At 69.6% G+C, this 24,008-nt stretch carries 20 protein-coding genes; 8 read left to right on the forward strand and 12 right to left on the reverse strand.

Annotated elements, in window-relative coordinates; genetic code table 11:
• The first annotated feature begins 11 nt into the window (after positions 1-11).
• Positions 12-812 carry an SDR family NAD(P)-dependent oxidoreductase gene (locus EHF32_RS08455; RefSeq protein ID WP_137417762.1) on the forward strand — a complete coding sequence of 267 codons (801 nt, stop codon included), beginning with the start codon at positions 12-14 and terminating at the stop codon, positions 810-812.
• A gap of 3 nt (positions 813-815) precedes the next feature.
• Here EHF32_RS08455 and EHF32_RS08460 read toward each other — a convergent pair whose 3' ends face one another.
• The 10 genes from EHF32_RS08460 to EHF32_RS08505 all read right to left on the reverse strand — a co-directional run bounded on the left by EHF32_RS08460 (position 816) and on the right by EHF32_RS08505 (position 12,604).
• Complete coding sequence (locus tag EHF32_RS08460) at positions 816-1,313, reverse strand: GNAT family N-acetyltransferase (RefSeq protein ID WP_137417763.1); 498 nt, start codon at positions 1,311-1,313, stop codon at positions 816-818.
• A gap of 99 nt (positions 1,314-1,412) precedes the next feature.
• Positions 1,413-4,394: an immunoglobulin-like domain-containing protein gene (locus tag EHF32_RS08465; protein ID WP_137417764.1), complete on the reverse strand. Its 2,982-nt coding sequence runs from the start codon at positions 4,392-4,394 to the stop codon at positions 1,413-1,415.
• 144 nt (positions 4,395-4,538) lie between these two features.
• A complete protein-coding gene (locus EHF32_RS08470; RefSeq protein ID WP_137417765.1) occupies positions 4,539-5,582 on the reverse strand; it encodes an ABC transporter permease in 1,044 nt (347 codons plus the stop codon).
• The gene (locus tag EHF32_RS08475) at positions 5,579-6,619 is read right to left on the reverse strand and encodes an ABC transporter permease (RefSeq protein WP_137417766.1); all 1,041 of its coding nucleotides are present in this window, start codon (positions 6,617-6,619) and stop codon (positions 5,579-5,581) included. Before EHF32_RS08475 ends, EHF32_RS08470 begins: the two co-directional genes overlap by 4 nt.
• A complete protein-coding gene (locus tag EHF32_RS08480; protein WP_192900627.1) occupies positions 6,616-8,187 on the reverse strand; it encodes a sugar ABC transporter ATP-binding protein in 1,572 nt (523 codons plus the stop codon). Before EHF32_RS08480 ends, EHF32_RS08475 begins: the two co-directional genes overlap by 4 nt.
• Before the next feature lie 118 nt (positions 8,188-8,305).
• Complete coding sequence (locus EHF32_RS08485) at positions 8,306-9,316, reverse strand: ABC transporter substrate-binding protein (protein WP_137417768.1); 1,011 nt, start codon at positions 9,314-9,316, stop codon at positions 8,306-8,308.
• 184 nt (positions 9,317-9,500) lie between these two features.
• Complete coding sequence (locus EHF32_RS08490) at positions 9,501-10,520, reverse strand: LacI family DNA-binding transcriptional regulator (protein WP_272949038.1); 1,020 nt, start codon at positions 10,518-10,520, stop codon at positions 9,501-9,503.
• Entirely contained in the window at positions 10,508-10,846 is a 339-nt protein-coding gene (locus EHF32_RS08495) for a hypothetical protein (protein WP_137417769.1), read from the reverse strand. The genes EHF32_RS08490 and EHF32_RS08495 overlap by 13 nt, the downstream gene beginning before the upstream one ends.
• Positions 10,843-11,712: a DUF916 domain-containing protein gene (locus EHF32_RS08500; RefSeq protein WP_161594074.1), complete on the reverse strand. Its 870-nt coding sequence runs from the start codon at positions 11,710-11,712 to the stop codon at positions 10,843-10,845. The genes EHF32_RS08495 and EHF32_RS08500 overlap by 4 nt, the downstream gene beginning before the upstream one ends.
• 286 nt (positions 11,713-11,998) lie before the next feature.
• Positions 11,999-12,604 (reverse strand): hypothetical protein, encoded by a 606-nt coding sequence (locus EHF32_RS08505; RefSeq protein WP_137417771.1) that lies wholly within the window; start codon positions 12,602-12,604, stop codon positions 11,999-12,001.
• A gap of 531 nt (positions 12,605-13,135) precedes the next feature.
• On the opposite strand from EHF32_RS08505, the gene EHF32_RS08510 reads away from it, so the two are divergent.
• Both EHF32_RS08510 and EHF32_RS08515 read left to right on the forward strand, forming a co-directional pair.
• Entirely contained in the window at positions 13,136-14,437 is a 1,302-nt protein-coding gene (locus EHF32_RS08510; RefSeq protein ID WP_137417772.1) for a hemolysin family protein, read from the forward strand.
• A gap of 99 nt (positions 14,438-14,536) precedes the next feature.
• The gene (locus EHF32_RS08515; RefSeq protein ID WP_137417773.1) at positions 14,537-14,944 is read left to right on the forward strand and encodes a glucose-6-phosphate dehydrogenase; all 408 of its coding nucleotides are present in this window, start codon (positions 14,537-14,539) and stop codon (positions 14,942-14,944) included.
• A 6-nt stretch (positions 14,945-14,950) separates the two neighbouring features.
• Here the strand turns inward: EHF32_RS08515 and EHF32_RS08520 are convergent, their stop codons facing one another.
• Positions 14,951-15,880 (reverse strand): diacylglycerol/lipid kinase family protein, encoded by a 930-nt coding sequence (locus tag EHF32_RS08520; protein ID WP_137417774.1) that lies wholly within the window; start codon positions 15,878-15,880, stop codon positions 14,951-14,953.
• A 191-nt stretch (positions 15,881-16,071) separates the two neighbouring features.
• Here EHF32_RS08520 and EHF32_RS08525 point away from each other — a divergent pair, with 191 nt between their 5' ends.
• The gene (locus EHF32_RS08525; RefSeq protein ID WP_137417775.1) at positions 16,072-16,704 is read left to right on the forward strand and encodes a helix-turn-helix transcriptional regulator; all 633 of its coding nucleotides are present in this window, start codon (positions 16,072-16,074) and stop codon (positions 16,702-16,704) included.
• 11 nt (positions 16,705-16,715) lie between these two features.
• On the opposite strand, the gene moaA is transcribed toward EHF32_RS08525, so the two are convergent.
• Entirely contained in the window at positions 16,716-17,774 is a 1,059-nt protein-coding gene (moaA, locus tag EHF32_RS08530) for a GTP 3',8-cyclase MoaA (RefSeq protein ID WP_137417776.1), read from the reverse strand.
• A gap of 208 nt (positions 17,775-17,982) precedes the next feature.
• Here moaA and EHF32_RS08535 point away from each other — a divergent pair, with 208 nt between their 5' ends.
• The 4 genes from EHF32_RS08535 to cydC all read left to right on the forward strand — a co-directional run bounded on the left by EHF32_RS08535 (position 17,983) and on the right by cydC (position 24,008).
• On the forward strand, positions 17,983-19,428 hold the full coding sequence (locus EHF32_RS08535; RefSeq protein WP_137417777.1) for a cytochrome ubiquinol oxidase subunit I: 1,446 nt from the start codon (positions 17,983-17,985) through the stop codon (positions 19,426-19,428).
• A gap of 10 nt (positions 19,429-19,438) precedes the next feature.
• Positions 19,439-20,470, forward strand: a complete 1,032-nt coding sequence (cydB, locus tag EHF32_RS08540; RefSeq protein WP_137417778.1) for a cytochrome d ubiquinol oxidase subunit II — start codon at positions 19,439-19,441, stop codon at positions 20,468-20,470.
• Positions 20,471-20,580: 110 nt separating this feature from the next.
• Positions 20,581-22,296 carry a thiol reductant ABC exporter subunit CydD gene (gene cydD, locus EHF32_RS08545; RefSeq protein WP_238343666.1) on the forward strand — a complete coding sequence of 572 codons (1,716 nt, stop codon included), beginning with the start codon at positions 20,581-20,583 and terminating at the stop codon, positions 22,294-22,296.
• Positions 22,293-24,008 carry a thiol reductant ABC exporter subunit CydC gene (gene cydC / locus EHF32_RS08550; protein WP_137417780.1) on the forward strand — a complete coding sequence of 572 codons (1,716 nt, stop codon included), beginning with the start codon at positions 22,293-22,295 and terminating at the stop codon, positions 24,006-24,008. The genes cydD and cydC overlap by 4 nt, the downstream gene beginning before the upstream one ends.

The following is a 24,008-nucleotide window of genomic DNA, read 5'->3' on the forward strand; positions in this document are numbered from 1 at the left end:
AGGACACCCACATGGATCTCGGCATCGCAGGCAAGAAGGCTCTCATCACCGGGGGCGACTCGGGCATCGGCTTCGAGACCGCGAGGCTCCTCCTCGCCGAGGGGGTGACGGTCGTGCTCACCGACCGCGATGCGGACAAGCTGGAGGAGTCCGCCGCCACGCTGGACGCACCCGAAGGTCGACTCCACGCGTTCGCCGCCGACATCACCGACCCCGCATCCGTGGCGGAGCTGCACCGCAAGACGACGGATGCGGCGGGCGCGATCGACATCCTGGTGCAGTCGGCGGGCATCACCGGCGCGCAGGGGCTCTTCCACGAGATCGACGACGAGGGCTGGACGTCGACGATCGAGACCGACCTGCTCGGGCCGGTCCGTGTCATCCGGGAGTTCCTGACGGACCTGCGCTCCGGCGGATGGGGGCGCCTGGTGCTCCTCGCCTCGGAGGATGCGGTGCAGCCCTACGACGACGAGCTGCCGTACTGCGCGGCGAAGGCCGGCATCCTGGCTCTCGCGAAGGGGCTCTCGCGCAGTTACGCCTCCGAGGGGCTGCTGGTCAACGCCGTCTCCCCCGCCTTCATCCACACGCCCATGACCGACGCGATGATGCAGAAGCGCTCGAAGGAACGGGGCGAGTCGTTCGACGAGGCGATCGCGTCGTTCCTCGACCAGGAGCGGCCGTACATGGAGCTCGGTCGTCGCGGCGAGCCGGAAGAGGTCGCGTCGGTGATCGCGTTCCTCTGTTCGGCGCGCGCGTCCTTCGTCAACGGCTCGAACTACCGCGTGGACTCGGGGTCGGTCGCCACCATCTGACGCTCAGTCGTCGGCGGCGCCGGAGTCGGCGAGGTCCTTGCGCAGGAAGACCTCGTCGGCGCCTCCGGCGCCGCCGGCGGCCTCCGCGACCACGTACCCCTGGCGCTCGTAAAGGCGGATGTTGGCCTCGCTCAGCCGGCCGGTGAACAGCTCCGCCGTGCGGGCGCCCGATCGGCGTCCGCACGCCTCGACCGCGTCCAGCAACGCGGACCCGATGCCCTCGCCCTGCTGGTCGGGCGCAATGGCGAGCCGCCCGACCAGCAGCACGTCGCCGTCGATACGCGCGCGGATCGCGCCGACCATCCTCCCGGAACGCCGTGCCACCTGGCCGAGATTGTCCCGCAGCTCGTAGGCGACCTCCTCGAGCGTCTGGGTGAACACCGGCATGTCCACGTCGCGGTAGATCAGCGCCTCCTGCACGAAGGCCGCACGCTGCAGGGTCAGCACCTCTCCGGCATCCTCGGGCGAGATCGGTCGGATGTCGATGTCGTCGGCGCTCATGCGTCCTCCTGTCGGTCGGGGTTCCCCACCATCCTGCGCGGACGCACCGGGGCCGGGCCAGCTGTGTGCTGCCCCGGCCCCGGTGGTGTAGGACGCTCCCTAGCCGCAGGTGGTCGACGGCACGAGCGCGCTCTGCGTCGTCGTGCGCCCGTCGGCGGCCCTCGCCGTCACCGTCACGGTCTGCGCCGGCGTCGCCGTCAGCCGGGTCGTGAAGGCTGCCGATGCCGAGGCGCCGGGAGCCAGCGTCAACGCCTTGCTGCCGTAGGCGCCGACGATCGTCGCCGTGATCGTCGACGGATCCGTGCTGACGACCGCGACCGAGTGCACGACCTTGCCGGCCAGACACTTCGCGGCGACGGTGGTCGTGAACGCGACACCGAGCGACACCGTCGCCGAACTCGACACGCTCACGCGTCCATCCCGGTACCCGTCGTAGGTGGCGGTGACGGCACCGACCTGGGCGGGAACCTCGATCGAGGCCACCCCGTCCGCGAGGGTCGCGCTCTGGCTCCAGCCGCCGCCGGCGAAGGTCACCGTACCGGCGACCTGACCGGCGTCCGCGGCGACGACGTGCGCCGTGGCGGTGCGGCCGGAGGCGGTGAGCGTCGTGGTCGAGGCGACGGCGGCCACATCCGTCCATCCGTGCAGAGCCGTCAGGACTGCCTGCGACACGTTGACGAAGGAGCCGTGGCGGGGGCTTGCGGGCAGGCCGCCCACGGGACGCACGTTCCAGTCGGCGCGGCGCGAGAGGCGGTCGCCCTGGGTGCTGCTCGCGATCTCGTCACCGGTCGTGACGAATGCGCGGTAGCCGCCGGAGCCGTAGTTGTCGACGAGGAAGACGTACCCGTCGTCGTCAGCGGTGTTGTTCGGGTCGCCGTCGTTGAGCTTCACGATCTGCGGCCCCTCACCCGCTTGCCCGGTCTCGAGGCTGGTCATGGCGGTGTCGATCAGCTGCCAGCCCGTCTCCGGGTTCGCATTCCAATCCGAACGGGTGGTCTTCGCGGTGAGCACCTTGGACCGCTCCAGGAAGATGTCCTTTCCGCGCTCGAGGCCGTCGGCGGCGCCGCCGTCCTCGTTCTTCGTGAACCGGTAGTAGTAGTCACCGATCTTCTGCACCGTCGAGTCGATCCGCGCGTAGCCGGTGTTCTGCCACTCGGCGGGCGGGTAGGTGAAGGTGCGGAAATCGCGGGTGAGGACGGTGAACACACGGGCGTGCAGGTTGTCGTTGTTGGTCTTGGACGCGTCCGAGTACAGCCGCGACGAGAAGTGCACGACGTAGGACTGCAGCTCGTCATCCCAGTACGCCTCGGGCGCCCACGTCATGCCGGCGGCCGGCTGGTTGATCGTGATACCCGTGTTCGCGTCGTTGGTGCGCTTCCAGTGCACCATGTCCGTCGACTCCCACACCTCGATCTTCAGGCTGCCCTCGGACTGGGCGGGACCCCAGCCGGTACCGCAGCTGATGCAGAGGTCGGTCGCGACCATGTAGTACTTGTCGCCGTCCTTGGACCGCAGCACGTACGGGTCACGGAGGCCCTTCGTGTCGGTCGTCGACGTGATGACCGGGTTTCCGCCGTTGACCGCGGAGAAGGTGAAGAAGTCGTTCCCGCTGGTGGCGGCCTGATAGATCTTCTCGTCGCCGTCGGATCTGAAGTACGCCGCCGCGTAACCGGCATCCGGTGCCCACCGTCCGTGCTCGGCGACGGTGACCTCGAACGTGCGCCCGGCAGAGCGTCCGTTCAGCGTGGCCGTCGCGGTGAGCGTGACGTTGCGATCACCAGCGCCGTATGCCGGCCTCGAGACGATGCCGCCACCCGAGAACGGGTCCGCCGAGCCCGCCGCCGGCGCCGTGTAAGCCGGGTCGGTGCCGGTCACGAGGGTCGGGTCGGACGAGGTCCAGGTGATGGACGCGCCGTTGACGGCGCCCTTCGTCGCCAGCGGCAGGTTCTCGGTGGTGCGCGTCGCCAGCACGATCGCGTCGAGATCACTCGACACGGACGGAGCGACGACGGTGACATCGAAGGCCAGCGTGCCCAGCGAGCTGGCGGCCGTCAGGGTGACGGGGGTGTCCTGGGCGATGGAGCGGGAGACGACACCGGTCGTGGACACGGTCTCGGGGGAGGAAGACGTCCACGTGAGCGCGACGCCGTTGACGGTGGCCGCGAGCGTCAGGTTCGTGGACACCCGGTCGAGCGAGGGATTGGCCCCCAGCATCGTTGCGAGCACATCACCGCGGAGCAGCGCGGCCGTGGCCGCGCTCTTCTCCTCGGCCGTCGGCATGCTGGCGCGTACGTCGTCCGCGGTGAGCGCTGCGTCCCAGAACTTCACGTCCGAGACGTCGGCGCGCAGCAGCGCGTCGCCCTGGTAGAGGGAGCGTCCGAGATACCCGAGGACGTTGCCGCTCGGGATGATCGAGCTGAGGGAGCGGGTGTGGGTGAGCGTCGAGATGACGGCACCGTCGCGGTAGAGGGTCAGCGTGTTGCCCTGCCCCACCATGGTGAGCGTCGTGAACCCGGGGTTGAGGCCGCCGCCGGCCGGCATCCGCGTCTCGCCGTTGTCGCTCCCGGACTTCACGCGGATCGCGGCGAGCGCCTGGTTGACGTAACCGCCCTGCGACGACCGCGGACTCAGGAAGATGTGGTTGCCGAGCTGGGTCGTGTTCCACGGCCCCACGCCGTCGCCGATGACCCAGCCGAAGTGATTCGCGGAGGTCTGCGTCGCGACGGTGTACTCGACGGTGAAGTCGTTGTCGGTGCCGGTCACGAGCCCCTTGGGCAGCGATGCGTACCCGTCGGCTCGGAACCGCAGCACGGCGTCACCCGCCGCATCCGCGAACGACGCGTCGGTGAAGCCGGTGAGCGTGGCGTTGCGGCCGTTGCCCGACACATCGAGCAGCGACTGACCCTGGTGGGACATGTCGTAATGGGCCGTAGGGGCGGGGACGTCGGCGGCCTGAGCGGCGAGGGGGACGCCGAGACCGGTGACGGTGAGCGCTGCGCCCAGCACGGATGCGGCCAGCGCACGGGCGCGCCGGCGATGCCGTGTCGGGGTGACGGATACGGGCGGGGAGTTTCTCGTCATCGAGAGTCCTGTTCGTCTCGAGCGACCGGGCCGCGTGCGGCCGACGTCGCATCGGATGCGGTGTTCAGTTGTGGATCTGCCCGCGCGCGGGCACGACACGGCGTCGGAGCGGGCCGTACGGCCGCCCCGACGCCGTGTCGGGGGTCATCTCCGTCGTCTGGCTGTCAGCACACGCTGCAGGAGCACGAAGACGAGCAGGATGCCGCCGGTGATGATCGTGAGATACTCGGGGCGGATGGTGCCGTCCTTCGTGATGATCATCCAGAGGGTCGCGAGCACCAGCGAACCGACCACGGAGCCGAGCACGTAGCCCGCGCCGCCGGTCAGCAGCGTGCCGCCGATGACGACGGCCGCGATCGCGTCGAGCTCCCAGCCGATGGCCGTGACGTTCTGCGCCTTGCCGCCCACCTCGGCGGTGTAGACGACGGCGGCGAGGCCCGCCAGCGCACCGCTGATGATGTAGATCGACACCCGGGTGCGGGCGACGGGGAGTCCCATTAGCTGCGCCGACGACTCGGCACCGCCGATGCCGTAGATCGTGCGTCCGGAGCGTGTGCGGTGCAGGAAGAAGAACGCACCGATCACGACGAGCACGGCGATGAAGAACCCGGGCGTGAGCACGAGGTCGTTCACCTTGGGGCCGTCGATGAGCTTGAAGTCGGTCGCCAGCAGCAGGATCGGCGAGTCGTCGGGCGCCTGCACCGGCACGGTCGACAGGATCGACGCAAGCCCGCGAGCCAGGAACATCATGGCCAGCGTCGCGATGAACGGCTGCACGTTGAAGTACTGGATCAGCACTCCCGAGATGAGGCCGAACAACGCGCCGAACACGATCATGAGAACGATCGCGAGCCACCCGTTCACACCGATGTTCATCAGCATGACGCCCGCGACCGAGGTGAAGGCCACAACCGCGCCGACGGAGAGGTCGATCCCGCCCGAGAGGATGACGATCGTCATCCCCACGGCGAGGATGATCGTCGGTGCGAAGCTGACGAGCAGGCTCGACATCGTGCCCATGTGGAACACGCGGCCGTACGCGAGCTCCGCGTACACGAGCATGGCGATCAGCAGCAGGACCGCCGCGAGAGACGGGATCACCGACTGACTGCGCCCCCAGATGCGGGCGAACCCACGGGAGGGGACCTTGTCGAGGTCGATGGACGAGGTCGAGACGGACGCGCTCACGCGACGGCCTCCTTTCGGGAACGGGTGCGCCCGAGTCGCAGGACATAGCCCCGCACCCGCTCGGACTGCAGGAGAACCAGCACCACGATGACGATCGCCTTGAAAGCGGGCGTCGCGGCGGCCGAGATCCCGAGGAAGAGGACCGTCTTGTTGAGGGTCGCGATCAGCAGGGCGCCGACCGTGGAGCCGAGGATCGAGAACTTGCCGCCCGCGAGCGACGTGCCCCCGATCACGACCGCGAGGATCGCGTCGAGCTCCATCTGGTAGCCGGTGCCCGAGACGTCGACCGTCATGACCTCGGAGACGGTGAACAGGCCGCCGGTGGCCGCCAGGACACCCGAGAGGATGTACACCGCGATGAGGATGGGCCGCGGCCGGATGCCGGCGAGACGGCTGGCGGCGGGGTTCACACCGATCGACTCGATCATGAGCCCGAGCGCCGTGCGCCGCATGATGACCGAGACGAGGACCACGATCACGATCGCCGCCACGAAGCTGATCGGCAGTCCGAGGATCTGCCCGTTCGCGATCTGGCGGAACGGCTCGTTGGTGGCGTTGGTGTTCTGGCCCCCGGTGATGACGCGGGCGATACCGCGTCCGGCGAGCATCATCACGAGCGTGCTGATGAAGGGCTGGAGTCCGATGACGGACACGAGCAGGCCGTTGACGAGACCGAGGACCGCACCCAGCAGGAGCGCGATGCCGATCGCCGTCAGCATGGCGCCCACCGACGTCGGCGCACCGGCCGCGGACAGGCTCTCCATGGCTGCGGCGCCACCGACGGCCATGATCGAGCCGACCGACAGGTCGATGCCCTTGGTCGCGATGACGAAGGTCATGCCGAGGGCGATCATGATGATCGGCGCAGACACGCGCAGGATGTCGAGGAGGTTCCCCGCCAGCATGCCGGTCGTCGGGTTGATGCCGACCGACAGATAGGTCGGGTCTTTGATGACGTTGAGCGTGAGCAGCAGGGCGATGCCGACGATGCCCCAGAACCAGGGCGTGCGCACGAGCGTCTTCAGGAAGGACGTCATGAGAGCTCTCCTTCGGCGAGCGCCTCGGTCTGGGCCTCGGCCTTCTCTTCCGTTTCGGCGGCGATGATCGAGACGATGCGCTCGGCCGTCACGTCGGGTCCGTTGACGACCTCGCCGATCTTGTCGTGGTCCTTCAGGATGACGATGCGCTCGGACAGGCGGACGACCTCCTCCAGCTCGGAGGAGATGAAGACGACGCCCATGCCCCCCTCGGCGAGCTCGGCGACGGTCTCCTGGATGTCGGCTTTGGCCCCGACGTCGATGCCTCGCGTCGGCTCGTCGAGCAGCAGCAGCTCCGGCTCCGTGGCCAGCCAGCGGCCGAGAAGCACCTTCTGCTGGTTGCCGCCCGAGAGCAGCCGGATCGGCCGGTCGGGGTCGTTCGGTCGCACGCTGAAGCGCTCCATGTAGGTCTTGACCAGCGCGTCGACCTCGCGAGCGGGCACGCGGCGCAGCCAGCCCCGCTTCGCCTGCAGCGCCAGCATGATGTTCTCGCGGACGCTCAGGTCGCCGATGATGCCGTCGTCGCGGCGGTTCTCGGTCGAGTAGGCGATCCGGTTGGCGAGGCCGGCGACCGGCGAGGCGATGTTGGCCTTCTTGCCCCGGATGCGCACGGTGCCGGAGTCGGCACGGTCGGCGCCCATGATGAGTCGGGCGAGCTCGGTGCGGCCGGCGCCCAGAAGGCCCGCGAAACCGACGACCTCGCCGCGGTGGATCTCGATGTCGGTCGGGTTCAGCGCGCCCTTGCGGCCCAGCCCCTCCGCGCTGTACACGGGGGTGTCGGTGCGGTCGCGCTCGTCGACCTGGCGGTTGGAGCCGAGGGCTCGCAGCGCGTCGAGGTCCTTGCCGATCATCTTCGAGATGAGCTGCGTGCGGTCGAGTTCGTGAGTGAGGTACTCCCCCACGAACGCTCCGTTGCGCAGGACCGTGATGCGATCGCTGATCGCATACACCTGGTCGAGGAAGTGGGAGACGAAGAGGATGGCGACGCCCTGGTCGCGGAGACTGCGGATGACGCCGAAGAGCACCTCGACCTCGGCGGAGTCCAGGCTCGAGGTCGGCTCGTCCAGGATCAGAACCTTGGACTCGGTGACCATGGCGCGGCTGATGGCCACGAGCTGCTGGAGGGCGATCGAGATGGATGCCAGCGGCGCACGGGGGTCGAGGTGGCCGAGGCCCATGCGCGCCAGCGCTTCGGCGGCCCGGGCGTGCGTCTTGCGCCAGTTGATGCCGAGCGCACCTCGCACCTCGTGTCCCAGCATGACGTTCTCGCCGATGGTGAGGTTCGTGCAGAGATTGACCTCTTGGTAGACCGTGGAGATCCCGGCATCCTGCGCCGACTTGGTACCGGTCAGGCGCCGCTCGACGCCGCCCACGAGGATCGAGCCCGAGTCGATCTGGTAGACGCCGGTGAGGGCCTTGATCAGCGTGGACTTGCCCGCGCCGTTCTCACCCATCAGGGTGTGGACCTCCCCGGGGAGGAGGCGGAAGTTCACGGCGTCGAGCGCTTTGACGCCGGGGAAGGTGATCGATGCGCCGCGGACTTCGACGATCGGGGGTGATTCGGTCATCACTGACGAGCTTCCTCGCTACGGGGCTGGTGCCCTTGGGGGCCGGACAGAGAGCGGGGATCGCCCGGGGCGATCCCCGCTCTGCCTGCCGGCGCGGTTTAGTGCGGGCTTGCGGCGCTCAGAACGCGAGGCCGTCGGCCAGCGCCTTGTCGGCCGCCTCCGGCGAGTCGAACGTGGCGCTCTTGACGATGATGGTCGAGTCGACCTTGTCGCCCGCGAGGGCCTTCTTGACGGCGTCGACGGCGTCGGTACCGAAGAAGGGGTTGTACTGAGCGACGAAGCTCAGGTCGCCCTTGGCCAGCGCCTCGAGCGCACCCTTGGTGCCGTCGATCGTGGCGATCTTCACGTCGGTGCCGGGCTTGAGGCCCGCCGCCGTCACGGCCTGCGCCGCGCCGATGCCCATCTCGTCGTTCTGAGCGAAGATGAACTGGATGTCGTTGTTGTTGGCCTTCAGGACGGTCTCGATGACCGACTTGCCCTCATCCGTCTTCCAGTTGGCGGTCTGCGCGCCGACCTTGTTCCAGCCGGACGCGCCGCCGAGTGCCTCATCGAAGCCCTCGTTGCGCTCGTTGACGACCGAGAGACCCGGAACGCCCTCGAGGACGAAGTAGTTGGCGCCCTCGGGGAACGCGGTGGTCGCCCACTCGCCGACCGACTTCGCGACCTGCACGTTGTCGGGCGCGATGCGGGTCACGTAGAGGTCTTCGGGAGCGTCGACACCGCGGTCGAGCAGGATGACCGGGATCTCGGCCTCCTTGGCGAGCTTGAGCGAGTCCTCCCAGCCCGACGCCTCGGTGGCGGTGAGCAGGATGACGTCGACCTCGTCGTTGACGAACGTCGAGAAGGCGTCCAGCTGCGACTTCTGGTCGCTCGGGCTGGCAGCCGGGGCGTACTTGAGCTCGAAGCCGGCGTCCTCGGTGAAGGCGTCCTTGATGGCCTGCTCGTTGGCGTTGCGCCATCCGCCCTCAGGACCCACCGCGACGAAGCCGACCGTGGTGAGGTCGCCGCTGCCGCCGCTCGCCTCGCCGCCGGCCTCTGCGTCACCGCTCGAGCAGCCGGCCAGACCCAGCGCGAGAGCCCCCACGCCGATGAATCCCAGCATGCCCAGAGCGCGCTTGTTGTGTGCCATGTGATCTCCTCCTTGAGACTCCCCGACGCTCATCGTCGAAGAGGTGGTCCGTGTGCCCCCAGCGGGAACGTCGGGTAGCCACATTGTGCGCGCTAACAATGCGACTTCGCAACTGTTTCGGGGCGATTCGTTATTTTTCCGTTACCGCGAACATTTGTTGCGCACAACAACCCGTGGCAGCGACTCAGCCGCGCGGCGCGGAGGCCGTGGACGAACGCACGACCAGCACCGGCGCGATGCGATCGTGCCGGGTGTGATCCTCGCCGTCGATGGCAGCGATCACGAGTTGCAGAGCGAGCTCTCCCAGAGCGGAGAAATCCTGGCGGACGGTCGTCAGCGGGGGCAGGAAGTGCCGCGCATCCGGGACGTCGTCGAAGCCGACGACGCTGACGTCCTCCGGCACGCGCAGGCCCTGATCGACCAGGCCGTGCACGAGACCGAGCGCCATCTGGTCGTTCGCGGCGAACACGGCCGTCGCACTGCCGGGATCGAACGTCTTGCCCACCTCGTAGCCGTAGTCCGAGGTCCAGTCCCCGATGATCGCCTCACCCACGGCGAGGTCGGCAGCGGCGAGCGATTCGCGCCAGCCCTGCTCGCGCTCGCGAGCGTCGTACCAGTCCAGCGGTCCCGCGAGATGCGCGATGCGTCTGTGGCCGAGCTCGATCAGGTGGTCGACGGCCAGACGTGCCCCGCTGCGCTGATCGACGGCTGCGGTATGCCACACGTCGTCGGACTCGGCCTTGATCACGATCGTGGGCAGACCCGTGCTCTTCTGCCGCAACAGTTCGAGCGAAGACGCGCGGGGGGCGATGACGCACAGGGCGTCCACGCCCTGTGTCACGAGCTCCACGACCCCCGCATCCAGCTGCGAATCATCGTCGTCGTCGATCGAGAACGCGCTGATCGCGTACCCGACATCGCGCGCCGCGGCTTCCAGGGCGCGCAGCGTGCTGTTCGGACCGAACTGCACCGGGCCGTCCACCAGCACCCCGATCCGCATCGCCCGCCGCGTGGCAAGCGCCCGCGCGATCGAGCTGCGGGTGTAATTCATCTCCTCGATCGCCTTCAGCACGCGCTCACGTGTCGAGTCGCGGATGTTGGGGTGGTCGTTGAGGACCCGCGAGACGGTCATGTGAGACACACCCGCATGTTTGGCGACGTCGTAGATGCTGGGCCGCTGCCAGCCGCGCGTCAGCTCTGACACGCACCGTCTCCGGAATCGGATGCGGGCGCCGGCGGCTTCGCGTGGCGGGAGACTGTGGCGCGCAGGGCCAGAGCAGCGCCCAGCCCCAGGAGCAGGGTTGCTGCCCACAGGACCGGCTCCATCGGCGCCAGACCGGTCGCGGCCAGGGAGCCCACGCCCTCGACCCCGGCGCCGCATCCGCTCGTGCACTCGATCGGGGTGATCTGGACGCTGACGCCGATGCTCCCGGGGTCGGCGTCGAGGTCAGCCGCGTGGGCGGGCGCCGTCGCCGCGGCGACCGCGAGCGCGCTCATGGCCGTGGCCAGCACCGCGCTCCAGCGCTTCATGATGCCCCCACCCGATCTGTCATCTCGTTGCGTCCCTCTTCGCGCCCTCGCCGGAGCGCATCGTCGATCATGGCGGAGATCCGCCTGCGGGAGCGTGATCGTCGCCACAGGATAGCCCAGACGACGAGACCCGCCCCCAACAAGATCGCCAACTGCGGCCACGGTACCGCCCAGATCGCCACGTCGGCGGAAATCGGCGCCAGGGCCGCATCCGTGTCGGAGATGGTCAGGACCTCCGGCGCGAGGGTCACGGTGGCGGTCAGCAGCACCCAGGGCCACACCTCGTCCACCTCCACCGTGATCTCCCGGCGATCACCGGGCAACAGTTCTTGCGCCTGCTGGCCCGGCGCGGGGAAAGCGACGCTCCGACCGCCGACGGACACCGTGCCCATGGCGGCGAGGCGCGTGTTGCCGTCGTTCACGACCTCGAACGAGACCGTCGCCTCCCCCGGGCGCAGCGGGTTCCACGAGAGGCGGTGATCGCCGGCGAGCGCGTCGAGCGAAGCCGCCGGGGTGATCTCACCCGTCACCCGTGTCAGCACGCGGAAGCCGACCCTGCTCTCGACGCCCACACTCGCTCCCCCCGCGGCACTGCCCGCCGTGAGGATGGATGCGGTCACGCCCGCCGCATAGTCGCCGGGTTCCGCGCGCTCGGGCACGGCCAGCGAGAACGGGACGACGACGCTCTCACCTGCGGGCACCGTCACCGCGGCGGGCGCCTCGATCCAGGTACCGGCGGCGGTCGACGCGGCCGCATCCGCGAGGATGTCGAAGCGGCCCGTCTGCGTGAAGAAGCCGTCGGCGGCCGTGATCCGGAAGGTGATCTCCTGCTCGCTGAGGTTGCGCACCGCGAAGTACTCGTCCACGTGCTCCCCCGGCGCCAGCTCGTGTTCGACGGCGCGCCGCCCGTCCGCCCCGCGGCATCCGCGGGCGCGACCGACCAGCGGACGGGATCGTCGTCGGCCGCGGCGGCCGCGACAGGGGCGAGGGGCACGAGCAGGGCCGCGAGAGCGGCGACGGACAGCACCGACGCCCTGATCACGGACGGCGGGGTACGAAAGCGTGGGAACACAGCGGTCATCCTGGGGGAAGGGGCGGAGGAGCCGTCGCCGGCTCCTCCGCATGGGGCGTGCGCGAGGCGGGGACGCGACCTCAGGACAGCTCCTCCCACAGGGTCAGCGTGATCGTGCCGGAGTAGCTGCCCGGCGTGACGTCCTTCGGGGTCTTGAGCAGCAGATCGGCCGTCGCCTGCCAGGTGCCTGCGGCGCTCTCGGCATCGAAGGCGATCGCGAGGAACTCGGCGTCCACGAGCCCGACGTTGTTGGGCCCCCCATCGAGCACGGTGTCGACGTCCGGACCTTCCGCGACGTCGGCGCTCTGCGTCAGCAGCTTCGGCTTCCAGCCCAGGTGGCCGGGGTCGATCGAGGCGTTGCCGGACGTCAGCGCGCTGGCCTGACCGGTCACGTACCAGGCGGAGCCGGCGGGGATGGCGTCGCGGTCATCGGTGACCGTCACGGTGGGAAGCGTGCCTTCGAAGACGCGCTGGTCGGGTTCGGCGGACTCCCCTTCGGTCAGCACGGCGGAGCCGGGGGCGACGCTCAACGTCAGGGCACCGGCATCGGGCAACGCCGCGATGTCGACGGTGACGTCGACCTCGTCGTTGCCGATCTCATCCGCGACCGCCGCTCCCGCGGCGCCGATGAGAAGTGCGCCGCCGACCAGGCCGACGGCGGTCCGGGCGAGAAGGCCCTTCTTCATGGTGTGTCTCCGATCTCCGGCGAAGCGACAGCGCTCAGCCGAGCTCCAGGACGGCCGGACTCTCCGGTCGCCAGATTGCCCGAGAGGGATGCGGCCGCAACCGGACGCCTCTCTGCGAAAGGGACGCTGTCGCCGCGTGCGGTCGCGACGTCGGGCCGAGGGCCGGCGTGCGCAGCGAGCATCGTGCACCTTTGCTGTGACCCGACGATGGGTCACTCACTCGTTTTTCGACGTGGTCAGGTTGTCATCGGCGCACGCCACAACGCGCGCAAGGGATTGCGGAGGCGTCGGGCGGGTTGCGGATACGCGACATCGCGTGTTAGCGGTACCAATGACTTGTGGTCGATGTTAGCGCGAACGCCTGGTCTGTCAAGCGCGGCCGCACCGCGCTCTCTCGGCGAACGCCGAGCATCGCGGCCACGCGCCCCCGTACGCTGGTGCGATGACGCACTCCGCCGATTCCTCCGACAGTCATAGTCCGCGCGCCCGGGTGACCCCGGGCGTCTGCCTGCGCATCGAGGAGGTCGGCCGTTGAACGGCGACCTCCTTCTCAATATCGCCCTCGTCATCGTCTTCGTCCTCATCGGCGGCGTGTTCGCCGCAACGGAGATGGCCCTCGTCACCCTGCGCGAGAGCCAGGTCAACGCCCTCGCCGCACGGGGCAAGCGCGGTCGCAAGGTCGCCGATCTCGCCCGGAACCCCAATACGTTCCTCTCCGCCGTGCAGATCGGCGTGACGGTGGCCGGTTTCGCCTCGGCCGCCTACGGCGCCTCGTCGATCGCTCCGTCTGTGACGCCGCTGTTCGTTTCGCTCGGACTCGCCGAGTCCGTCGCGGCGACCGTCGCGACGATCGTGCTCACGCTGGTGATCGCGTATCTCTCGCTGGTGCTCGGCGAGCTCGTGCCCAAGCGCCTCGCGATCCAGCGCAACGCGCAGTTCGCCTACGCCGTCGCCCCGGTCCTGGGCGGATTCGCGCGGTTCATGCGTCCGGTCATCTGGCTGCTGTCGGTGTCGACGAACGCCCTTGTCCGCCTGCTCGGCGGCGACCCGGACAAGACCGCCGACGAGCTCACCGACGAGGAGCTTCGCGACATCGTCTCCAGTCATGAGGGCCTGCCGGAGGACGAGCGCCGCATCCTCGACGACGTGCTCTCGCTGCGCGACCGCCAGATCAGCGAGGTCATGCGACCGCGCCCCGAGGTGATCGCGCTCGATGCCCACGAGCCGGTCGAACAGGCCGCGGCGCGGGTGAAGGACCTGCCGCACTCGCGGTACCCCGTCATCGACACCTCGATCGACGACATCGTCGGGTTCGTCCACGTGCGCGACATCTTCGACGCCGCCTCCGCATCCGGCAGCGGCGAGCTGGTCTCCCTCGCCCGCGAGATCCCCTACCTCCCCTCCTCCGCGCGCGTGCTGCCGACGCTCACGGGGATGCGGGCGCAGGGGCATCACATCGCGGTCGTCGTGGACGAGTACGGCGGCACGGACGGCATCGTCACGCTCGAGGACCTGGTGGAGGAGGTCGTCGGCGAGATCTTCGACGAGTACGACACGGATGCGGTCGCCGAAGCCCTCACCGCGGAGGGCGGCACCGTCGACGGCCGGCTCAACCTGCAGGACTTCGAAGAGGCGACCGGCATCGTCATCCCCCGGGGCAGCGCAGACACCGTCGCCGGTTACGTGGTCGAGAGGCTCGGGCGCCTCGCCCGCGTGGGCGATGTCGTCGACATCGACGGCGCCACGATCCGCGTGAGCGCGATCGATCGGCGCCGGATCAGTGAACTACACGTGACCCGCGCGCCGGCACCTCTCGAACAGATCCCGAACTGATCGTCCTGGCGGGGACGGGGCGCCCCGCCCCCGCCAGGTGATCTACCGTTGTAGGGGCAGGACCCGCGCACCCGAAGCGCGCCCGCCAGGAAGGACCCCGTGAGGATCGCATCGTCATCGGACTGGCGGCAGAACATCCCCTTCGAGACCCCGCTGCTGGTCGCCGACATCGCCCCGGGCGAACCGGGCCGCTGCGCATCCTGCCCCGCCGACGCGCCCGCGCGCGAGCGGACGGAGCTGTGGGCCGTCAAGCATCGCCACCCCAACAACCACGACGGGTTCGTGCGCTTCTACTGCGCAGAACACCGTCCCGAGCCGTCCCGCGCACCCGCGCCCGCGGCTCCCCCCGTACGCGCGAAGCGCAGCGCCACGCGTCCGGCCGCACCCGCCCGCCAGAGTGCGCCGAAGCCCGTTGTACCCGAGCGCGTCCGCGCCGTGTGCCCCACGTGCTTCCTCGAGGCGAACGCCAACGGGGTGTGCGGCATGTGCGGCGAGCAGATCGCCTGAGTCCGCTCAGCGGACCCGCAACGCTCCGGACTCGACACTGACCGCGAAGCCCGTCACCTCGCCGACCTCTTCACCGTCGATCTCGAACGCACACGGCTCGGACAGCTCGACGCTCAGCCGCTGCGCCTGCGCGTGTCGCGCCGATTCCGTGCTCGTCGCCGAGCGCTCGCGATCGAACAGGCGAAGGATGCCGTTGTCCCACATCGCGGTGCGCAGCGTCTCGAGCCAGTCGCCGACGCCGGCCGCGCTCATCACGAGGACATCGAGCAGTCCGTCGTCGAGCTGAGCGTCGGGGAAGAGGGTGACTCCACCCTGGATGGCCCCGCAGTTGCCCACGAGCAGCGTGTGCGCCTCGACGTTCTGCGCCGGCTCGTCGTCGAGCGCGAGGCGGACATCGATCACGCTCGACGACGACAGAGCGCGCCCCATCGCCGCCACGTAGGCGAGCCATCCCGCCTTCGACTTCAGGTCGTCGTCCGTCTCGGCGAGCATCTGCGCGTCCAGGCCGAATCCGACCATCACGACGAAGGCGTGGCGCTCGGTACCGCTCTGCCGGGTGAGATCGACCCAGCCGATGTCCATCGAGCGCGATTCCGATGTCAATGCCCGGCGCATGGCGGCCGGAAGGCTCAGCAGCGGCACGCCCAGGTTGCGCGCCAGCAGGTTGCCGGTGCCGCGGGGCACGATGCCGAGAGCGGCATCCGTCCCGGCGAGCCCCTCCGCCACCGCCCGCACGGTGCCGTCGCCGCCCGCGGCGATCACCAGATCGCACCCGGCTTCGACCGCCGCGCGCGCCGGACCCTGCCCCGGGTCCTCGGGAGTCGTCTCGAACCACTCCGGCTCAGCTTCCGCGCTGACACCGGCCCACGCGCGCGCAAGATCCTCGCGCTTCGTCTTGCTGGGGTTGTAGATGACGGCGGTGCGGGATACGGGCATGGACACATGCTCTCACCCCGCGCGCGGTGCGGGTCTCTGCTTGCGGACGGGGGCGGGTTGTGGCGCTCTCCGGTCGCAGCCGTGGATAATCCACAACGCTCAACGCGCGAATGCGCGGCTCGGACTGTAGAACCTCGGAAATGTTGTGGTCTGACCTTTTAATTTCATCCGAAAACATGAACAATGAGGACATGACCCGCCCCGGCTACAGCGCGATCTCCAGCTACTCGCGCGTCCAAATCCTCCACGTTCTGCAGAAGCGCGGACAGCGCACGGTCGCCGAACTGTGCGAGGCGACCGAACTGCACCCGAACACGGTTCGCGAGCACCTGCAGCGCCTGCTCGACGGCGGCTACATCGTGGCAGAGACCGAGCACCGCACCACCCGCGGTCGCCCGCGCGTGCTGTACAGCACCACCTCGGACCGCCAGGGCATCAGCGTCATCTCGCAGCGCAAGGTGCGCGAGGCGGCGCAGCGCGGCGATCTCATGCGCCGCATCATGCCGTGGACGAACGTGTCGGACACCGGGCTGACCCCGGATGCCGTGCACCAGATCGACGCCCTCGTCGAAGACCTCGGCGATGCGGGCTTCGAGCCGATCGTCGACGAAGCCGAGCTGACCGTCGACATCTCCCCCTGCCCCAACGCGGGCGCGGATCCCGACCACCGCGAGACCCTGTGCGACGTGCACCTGGGCCTCATGGACGGGGTACTCGCCGAGGCCGGAGGACCGCTGCGAGTGGACAAGATGGCCGCCTCGTGCGACCCGCGCAATTGCGTCGTCAAGCTGATGCTCGCGCAGCGGGTGACACTGCCGGCATGAACGTGCGGCCCTCAGCCGCCGATCGCGTTCATTCCCCGCGACGGCTGCAGGAACGAGGGGTCATCGATGGCGTGGCCCGCGAGCTTGCCCGCGATGCACGAACGCAGCATGGCGTCGACCTGCGCATCGGACGCACCCCCGCGCAGCAACGGCACGAGGTCGTACTCGGTCGTGGAGAACAGGCAGTTGCGCAGTTGCCCGTCGGCGGTCAACCGCATCCGATCGCAGTCACCGCAGAACGGCGCCGTGACCGACGCGATGACGCCCACGGTGTGCGGGCCGGCGTCCAGCGCCCAGCGCTCGGCGGGCGCTCCGCCGCGGCCGGGGACGGGGGTCAGCTTCCACCGGCGGCCGAGCGCTTCGAGGATCTCCTCACGGGTGACCATCTGCGAACGGTCCCAGGTGTGACCCGCATCCAGCGGCATCTGCTCGATGAAGCGCATCTGCGCGTCGTTGGCGACGGCGAACTCGACCAGGTCGACCAGTTCATCGTCGTTGACGCCGCGCATCGCGACCGCATTGAGCTTGAGCGGGCGGAGCCCGGATGCGGCGGCCGCCGCGATCGCCTCGCGCACCTCGTCGAGTCGGTCACGACGCGTGAGCTCGGCGAAGCGGTCGCGCCGCAACGTGTCGATGGAGATGTTCAGGCGGCTGAGGCCCGCCGCCACGAGGTCGGGCAGAAGCTCGGGCAGGCGGATCCCGTTGGTGGTCATCGCGATCGCGACCGGCCCGTCGGGGGATTCGATGCGCGCCAGGCGGGCCACGACGTCCACGATGTCGCGGCGCAGCAGCGGCTCGCCGCCGGTCAGGCGGAACGTGCTGATCCCGTCGGCGGCGGCGATGCGCGCGACGCGTTCGATCTCGTCCGTCGTCAGGATGCTGTTGCGCGCGAGCCACTCGTTGCCCTGCTCGGGCATGCAGTACGTGCAGCGCAACGAGCAGCGGTCGGTCAGCGAGATGCGAAGGTCCCGGTGCACCCGGCCGAATGCGTCGACGAGCGGATCGCCTTGGCCCTGCTCCCCCGCATCCACGGGCGGCGTCCGGCGCAGCTGGAGCGGAACCGCCGTCATCCGCTCGCCTCCGCCGCTCGATCGCCCATGACACGAGGGTACGTGCCACGCTCATGGCCCCGGCGCGCATCGGGGTGGAAATTCCTCGCCATTATTCACGGCCGCCCCCTGCGGCCATCTCATTTCGAACTGCGACACTGTGCCGCAACCTCTCATCCGGCCGGTCCCGCGGCCCGGAGTCGAGGCGAGGGCTCTGAAGGGGACGCTCATGGATTTTCTTGATCCGCTCGCGCTCGCGCGCTGGCAATTCGGTCTGACCACGCTGTATCACTACCTGTTCGTCCCGCTGACGCTGGGCATGGGGCTGATCGTCGCGATCTTCCAGACCTGGTGGGTGCGCACGGGCGAGACCAAGTGGCTCCAGCTCACGCGCCTGTTCGGCAAGATCTTCCTGATCAACTTCGCCATGGGCGTGGTGACCGGCATCGTGCAGGAGTTCCAGTTCGGAATGAACTGGTCGGCCTACTCGCGCTTCGTCGGCGACGTGTTCGGCGCCCCTCTCGCCTTCGAGGGCCTGCTCGCCTTCTTCTTCGAGGCGACCTTCATCGGGTTGTGGATCTTCGGCTGGGACCGCCTGTCGAGGCGCGTGCACCTGGCCACGATCTGGTGCGCCTGGATCGGCGCGACGCTGTCGGCGTACTTCATCCTGGCCGCGAACTCGTTCATGCAGAACCCCGTTGGGTACACCATGTCGCCCGACGGCACCCGCGCCGAGATGACCGACTTCTTCGCGGTGCTCACCAACCGCGTCGTGCTCGCGACCTTCCCGCACACGATGTTCGCCGCCATCATGTTCGCCGCCGCCGTCGTGGTCGCCGTCGCCGCCTGGCATCTGGCCCGCGGGAAGCACTTCGAATCGATGCGTCCCGCCCTGCGCTTCGGGATGTGGACGGTCATCATCTCCTTCGCCGGCACCGCCATCTCCGGCGACCTGCTGGGCCTTCAGATGGTCGCCACCCAGCCGATGAAGATGGCGGCCGCGGAGGCGCTGTACAACACGGCGTGCGGAGCGGATGCCTCGTTCTCGATCTTCTCGCTCGGCACCCCCGACGGGACGAGTGAGATCTGGTCGCTGCGTGTGCCGTATCTGTTGTCGTTCCTCTCGACGCACACGCTCGACGGCTGCGTGGAGGGCATCAACAACCTGAACGCGGAGTACACCCAGAACTGGCCCGTGTTCGCCGACCAGCTGGGCGGCGACCTGCCCTTCGCGCCCACCATCTGGATCACCTACTGGTCCTTCCGCTGGATGATCGGCTTCGGCGGCCTCGCAGCGGTGATCTCCGTGGTCGGCCTGTGGCTCACGCGCAAGAAGGCGAAGCGCGCCGTCCCGCAGTGGGCCTGGCGCGTGGCGATCTGGTCGGCACCGCTGCCCATGTTCGGCAGCCTCGTCGGCTGGCTGTTCACCGAGATGGGGCGTCAACCCTGGATCGTGTTCGGTCTCATGCTGACCCAGGACGGCGTCTCGCCGAGTGTTCCTGGATGGAACGTGCTGATCTCGCTGATCGCCTTCACCCTCACCTACGCGGCTCTGGCCGTCGTGGAGTTCGGCCTGATCCTGAAGGCCGCGAGAAAGGGCCCGGAGCCGATCCCCGAACCCGGTGACGGCGAGAGCGCCGACGACGATGCCCACCGCATGACCACGGTCTACTGAGGAGCTCGCCATGGATCTCGCATACCTCTGGTTCTTCATCGTCGGCGTGCTGTTCGTCGGATACTTCGTGCTCGACGGCTTCGACTTCGGCGTCGGGATGTCCCTGCCGTTCCTCGGCAAGGACGACATCGGCCGCCGGCAGATCATCAACACGATCGGCCCCGTCTGGGACCTCAATGAGACGTGGGTCATCGTCGCCGGCGCCTGCCTGTTCGCGGCATTCCCGGAGTGGTACGCCACGCTGTTCAGCGGGTTCTACCTGCCGCTGCTGCTCATCCTGCTCGCCCTCATCGCCCGCGGCGTCTCCTTCGAGTACCGCCACCAGCGCGACTCGCTCCGGTGGAAGAAGGGCTTCGACACGATGATCGTCGTCGGCTCGGCGCTTCCCGCGCTGCTGTGGGGTGTGGCGGTCGCGAACATCGTGCAGGGTGTCCCACTGGACGCACACCACGAGTTCACGGGTTCGCTGCTGACGCTCCTGAACCCTTACGGCCTGCTCGGCGGTCTCACGACACTGCTGCTGTTCTTCACGCACGGCGTGTACTTCGTCGCGCTGAAGACCGACGGCCAGGTGCGCACCGACGCCCGCAAACTGGCCCGCACCTCGGGACTGCTGACCGTCGTGGTCGCCGCCGCGTTCCTCGGCTGGACCGTCATGAACGCGATGGGTGCCCAGGCTCCCGCGCTGCCGCTCGTAATCATCTGCGCTGTCCTCGCGGCCGTGCTGCTGATCGCGTCCGTCCTGGCGAATGCGACCGACCGCGAGGGGTGGGCGTTCGCCTTCGGCGCGGGCACCGTGGCATTCGCCGTGCTGACGCTGTGGCTCGCGCTCTTCCCGAACGTCATGCCCTCCTCGACGGACCCCGCGGGCACCCTGACGATCGAGAACGCCTCGAGCACCGACTACACCCTCACGATCATGACCTGGGCCGCGGTGGTCTTCCTGCCGCTCGTGCTGCTCTACCAGGGCTGGACGTACTGGGTCTTCCGCAAGCGCGTGATGCGCGCGCGGATCGAGAAGGCCGCAGAGGTCGTCCACTGACCGCCGTCATCCGCTCCACCCCTTCGGAGCGGATGACGGCGCACCCCGTCGGACCGGCGGATGCTTGCGAGCATCGGCCGGTCCGACGGCACATGAGGCAGGATCGAAGAGTGAGTACGGACGCCGCCACCCGCGCGTCGGGCAGTAACCGCCCGATCGATCCGCGGCTGCTGCGATACAGCTCCGCGTCGCGGCACTTCCTGCTGATCACGGCGGCGATCGTGCTCGCACAGACCGGCGTGATCATCGGCTTCGCCTGGCTGCTGACGACCGCGCTTGTCGGCGCCATCGCCGGCGAGCCCGTCGAGACGCTCCTTCCGGCCCTCGGCGGCGCGGCGGCACTCGCGCTCGTGCGGGGGTTGCTGATCGCCGCATCCGAGCGAACCTCTGCGCTGGGAGCAGCGCGAGCGTCGCTGCAGCTGCGCGCAGCTCTGGTGTCGGCTGTCGACCGACTCGGCCCGGGGTGGCTGTCCCGCCGCAACAGCGCAGCGCTCGCGGTCACGGCGGGCCACGGTCTGGGGGCGCTCGACGCCTACTTCGGCCGTTACCTGCCGCAGCTGGTCGCGACCGCGATCACCATGCCCATCCTGATCGTCACGATCCTCGTCTCGGATCCCCTCTCGGGCCTCATCGTCGTCCTCACGATGCCTCTCATCCCCCTGTTCATGGTGCTGATCGGTCTGGCCACACAGACCGTGCAGCGCCGACAGTACGGGACCCTGCAGCATCTGGCGTCCCGCTTCGCGGACACGGTGGCGGGCCTCGGCACGCTCAAGGTCTTCGGACGCCAGCACCGCGCCGCGCGGAGCATCGAGACCGTCACGACCGACTACAAGCGCGAGACGATGGCAGTGCTGCGCGTCTCGTTCCTGTCCGGCTTCGCGCTCGAGTTCCTGGCGTCCATCTCCGTCGCGATCATCGCGGTCGAGATCGGCTTCCGTCTGCTGGGCGGACAGATGCCGCTGCTGGTGGGCTTGTTCGTGCTCCTCCTCGCGCCGGAGGCGTACCTGCCGCTGCGGCAGGTGGGCGTGCAGTTCCACGCCGCGGCCGAGGGCGTCGCCGCGACCGACGAGATCTTCCAGACTCTGGACGACGCCCGCGCGCTGGCGCCCGCAGCATCCGTCGCCCCCGCCGCGACGCCGACGACGACAGCCGGCCCTCTGCTTCGCCTGGACGATCTGCGCGTACCACGCGGGGATCGTGAGATCGGCCCGATCGACCTGGAGCTGTCGGCCGGAGAGGTCGTGCTGCTCGAGGGCCCCAGCGGCGCGGGCAAGTCGAGCATCCTCGCCGCGCTCCTCGGTTTCGCCGAATACACGGGTCGTATCGAGGTCGCAGGTTCCCGGGCGACGGATGCGGCCGCCCGCGGCATCCTGGCGTGGGCCGGTCAGCGACCCGGCCTCGTGAGCGGTTCGGTGGCGGAGAACGTGGCCCTCGGCGACGAGCATCCCGATGAGGCTCTCGTGGCGCGATGCCTGGCCGACGCCGTCGCGGATGTCGACGGTGCACTGTCGCTCGGCGTCGCCGGGGCGGGGCTGTCAGGCGGCCAGGCGCAGCGCGTCGCGGTGGCACGCGCCCTGTACCGGATGCGGCGCCGCGGTACGCCCGTGCTCGCACTGGACGAGCCGACGAGCGCCCTCGATGCGCGCACCGAGGCTGCTCTGTGGCAGACCGTGCGCCACGCGGCCCAGACCGAGGGCGCCGCCGTGCTGCTGGTCTCGCACCGGCCGACGGCGCGGACGATCGCCGATCGCGTCGTCGCCGTCTCATCGACCGCCGCCATCGGTTCCGCGGTGGACGCGATCGGAGAGGGGGGCGCGTCGTGAGGACCTCCGACGTCCTGCGGTCGGCGCAGCCGCCACTGCGCAGCTTCTGGTGGGCGCTCGCGGCCGGCACCGGAACCGCCGTCAGCGCGATCGCACTGCTGGCGGCCAGCGCCTGGCTCATCACGCGTTCCGCCGAGCAGCCCGCGGTCATGTACATCACCGCGGTGGTGGTGGCCGTCCGCGCCTTCGCCCTCGGACGCGGCGTCTTCCGGTACCTCGAGCGGCTGAGCGGGCACGATGCCGCGCTCGGGCGCCTCGCCACCGTGCGCGCCGACCTCGTGCGCCGCATCGTGCCGCTCGCCCCCGACGGACTGGGCACGACCCGGCGCGGGGCGCTGCTGTCCCGCCTCGTCGACGACGTCGACGAACTGCAGAACCTGCCGCTGCGCGTCGTCATGCCCCTCGCGACCGCCACCCTCGCCTCGGTCGCGAGTGTTGTTTTCACGGCCTTCCTTCAACCGATCGCCGCCGCGGTGCTCGCCGTGTGCCTGGCGGCGGCGTTCGCGCTGGCCGCGTGGGTGGGCTGGCGCGCCGGCGCGCGGGCAGAGCGCCGCATCGCGCCGCTGCGCTCCCATCTCTCCGACGCCCTTCTCGATCAGCTGACCGCCCTCGACGTGCTCACCGCGTTCGAGGCGACGGATGCGGCACGCATCCGCATCCGTGACGCCGACGAGCAGCTGCGCCGGGCTACGGTGCGCCGCGCGGGCGCACAGGGGCTCACCTCCGGAGCGGTGTCGCTCGTGGCGGGGGTCGCCTCGCTCGCCACCCTCCTCGCCTGCGCCGCCCTGCTCGGACAGGGCGGTTTCGACGGGCCGGCGCTGGCCGTCGTCGTCCTCCTGCCGATGGCGGTGTTCGAGGTCTTCGGGACCGTACCGCTGGCCCTCGCCGCGTGGCGTCAGGTTCGCACGGCCGCCCAGCGCGTGGCCGAGACGGTGCCCGACGCGGTACCCGCGGGACTCCCCCGTGACGAGCCGGCGGCGACGGGAGATGCTCCGCCCCTCGGCGACGGACTGCGCCTGTCAGGCGTCGCGGCCCGCTGGCCCGACCGCCTCGCCGCGCGCACGTTCCGGGACGACGACGCCGCGGCATCCGTCGACGACGCCGGCCGACTGGCGGACATCGACCTTGACGTGCGGCCCGGCGAACGGGTCCTCGTCACGGGCCCGAGCGGCGCGGGAAAGACGACTCTCGCGCACGTTCTCGTGCGCTTCCTCGACTACGAGGGCTCTTACCGCATCGGTGGCGTCGAGGTGCGCGAGATCTCCGGCGACGACCTACGCCGGACGATCGGTCTCTGCGAGCAGTCGCCGTATCTCTTCGACGAGACGCTCCGCCAGAACCTGCTCTTCGCCCGCGACAGCGCGGACGATGCGGAGCTCTGGGATGTGCTGGACCGTGTCGGGCTCGCGGAATGGGCACGCGAGCGGGGCGGTCTCGATGCAGACCTCGGCGAGCGCGGCGCCCTCGTGTCCGGCGGGCAGGCGCAGCGGATCGCGCTCGCACGGGCGCTGCTCGCGCGGTTCCCGGTGCTCGTGCTCGACGAGCCGACGGCGGGTGTGGATCCCGCCGCATCCGATCGGCTGCTGCGCGACCTGCTCGGCGCCGTCGCGGCCGACCGCGCCGTCGTGCTGATCTCGCACGTGGCACCTCCGGAGGGGCTGGTGGACCGGGAGGTGCGTCTCGAGAACGGCCGGCTGGCGGCATCCGCCTGA

The organism is Microbacterium sp. RG1 (assembly GCF_005347485.1).
Lineage (GTDB): Bacteria > Actinomycetota > Actinomycetes > Actinomycetales > Microbacteriaceae > Microbacterium > Microbacterium binotii_A.

Excerpts from the sequence above, each read along its gene's own strand:
- EHF32_RS08455 (WP_137417762.1), top strand. The coding sequence starts at position 12 with ATGGATCTCGGCATCGCAGGCAAGAAGGCTCTCATCACCGGGGGCGAC.
- EHF32_RS08460 (WP_137417763.1), bottom strand. The coding sequence starts at position 1,313 with ATGAGCGCCGACGACATCGACATCCGACCGATCTCGCCCGAGGATGCC.
- EHF32_RS08465 (WP_137417764.1), bottom strand. The coding sequence starts at position 4,394 with ATGACGAGAAACTCCCCGCCCGTATCCGTCACCCCGACACGGCATCGC.
- EHF32_RS08475 (WP_137417766.1), bottom strand. The coding sequence starts at position 6,619 with ATGACGTCCTTCCTGAAGACGCTCGTGCGCACGCCCTGGTTCTGGGGC.
- EHF32_RS08480 (WP_192900627.1), bottom strand. The coding sequence starts at position 8,187 with ATGACCGAATCACCCCCGATCGTCGAAGTCCGCGGCGCATCGATCACC.
- EHF32_RS08485 (WP_137417768.1), bottom strand. The coding sequence starts at position 9,316 with ATGGCACACAACAAGCGCGCTCTGGGCATGCTGGGATTCATCGGCGTG.
- EHF32_RS08495 (WP_137417769.1), bottom strand. The coding sequence starts at position 10,846 with ATGAAGCGCTGGAGCGCGGTGCTGGCCACGGCCATGAGCGCGCTCGCG.
- EHF32_RS08505 (WP_137417771.1), bottom strand. The coding sequence starts at position 12,604 with ATGAAGAAGGGCCTTCTCGCCCGGACCGCCGTCGGCCTGGTCGGCGGC.
- EHF32_RS08520 (WP_137417774.1), bottom strand. The coding sequence starts at position 15,880 with ATGCCCGTATCCCGCACCGCCGTCATCTACAACCCCAGCAAGACGAAG.
- EHF32_RS08525 (WP_137417775.1), top strand. The coding sequence starts at position 16,072 with ATGACCCGCCCCGGCTACAGCGCGATCTCCAGCTACTCGCGCGTCCAA.
- moaA (WP_137417776.1), bottom strand. The coding sequence starts at position 17,774 with ATGACGGCGGTTCCGCTCCAGCTGCGCCGGACGCCGCCCGTGGATGCG.
- EHF32_RS08535 (WP_137417777.1), top strand. The coding sequence starts at position 17,983 with ATGGATTTTCTTGATCCGCTCGCGCTCGCGCGCTGGCAATTCGGTCTG.
- cydB (WP_137417778.1), top strand. The coding sequence starts at position 19,439 with ATGGATCTCGCATACCTCTGGTTCTTCATCGTCGGCGTGCTGTTCGTC.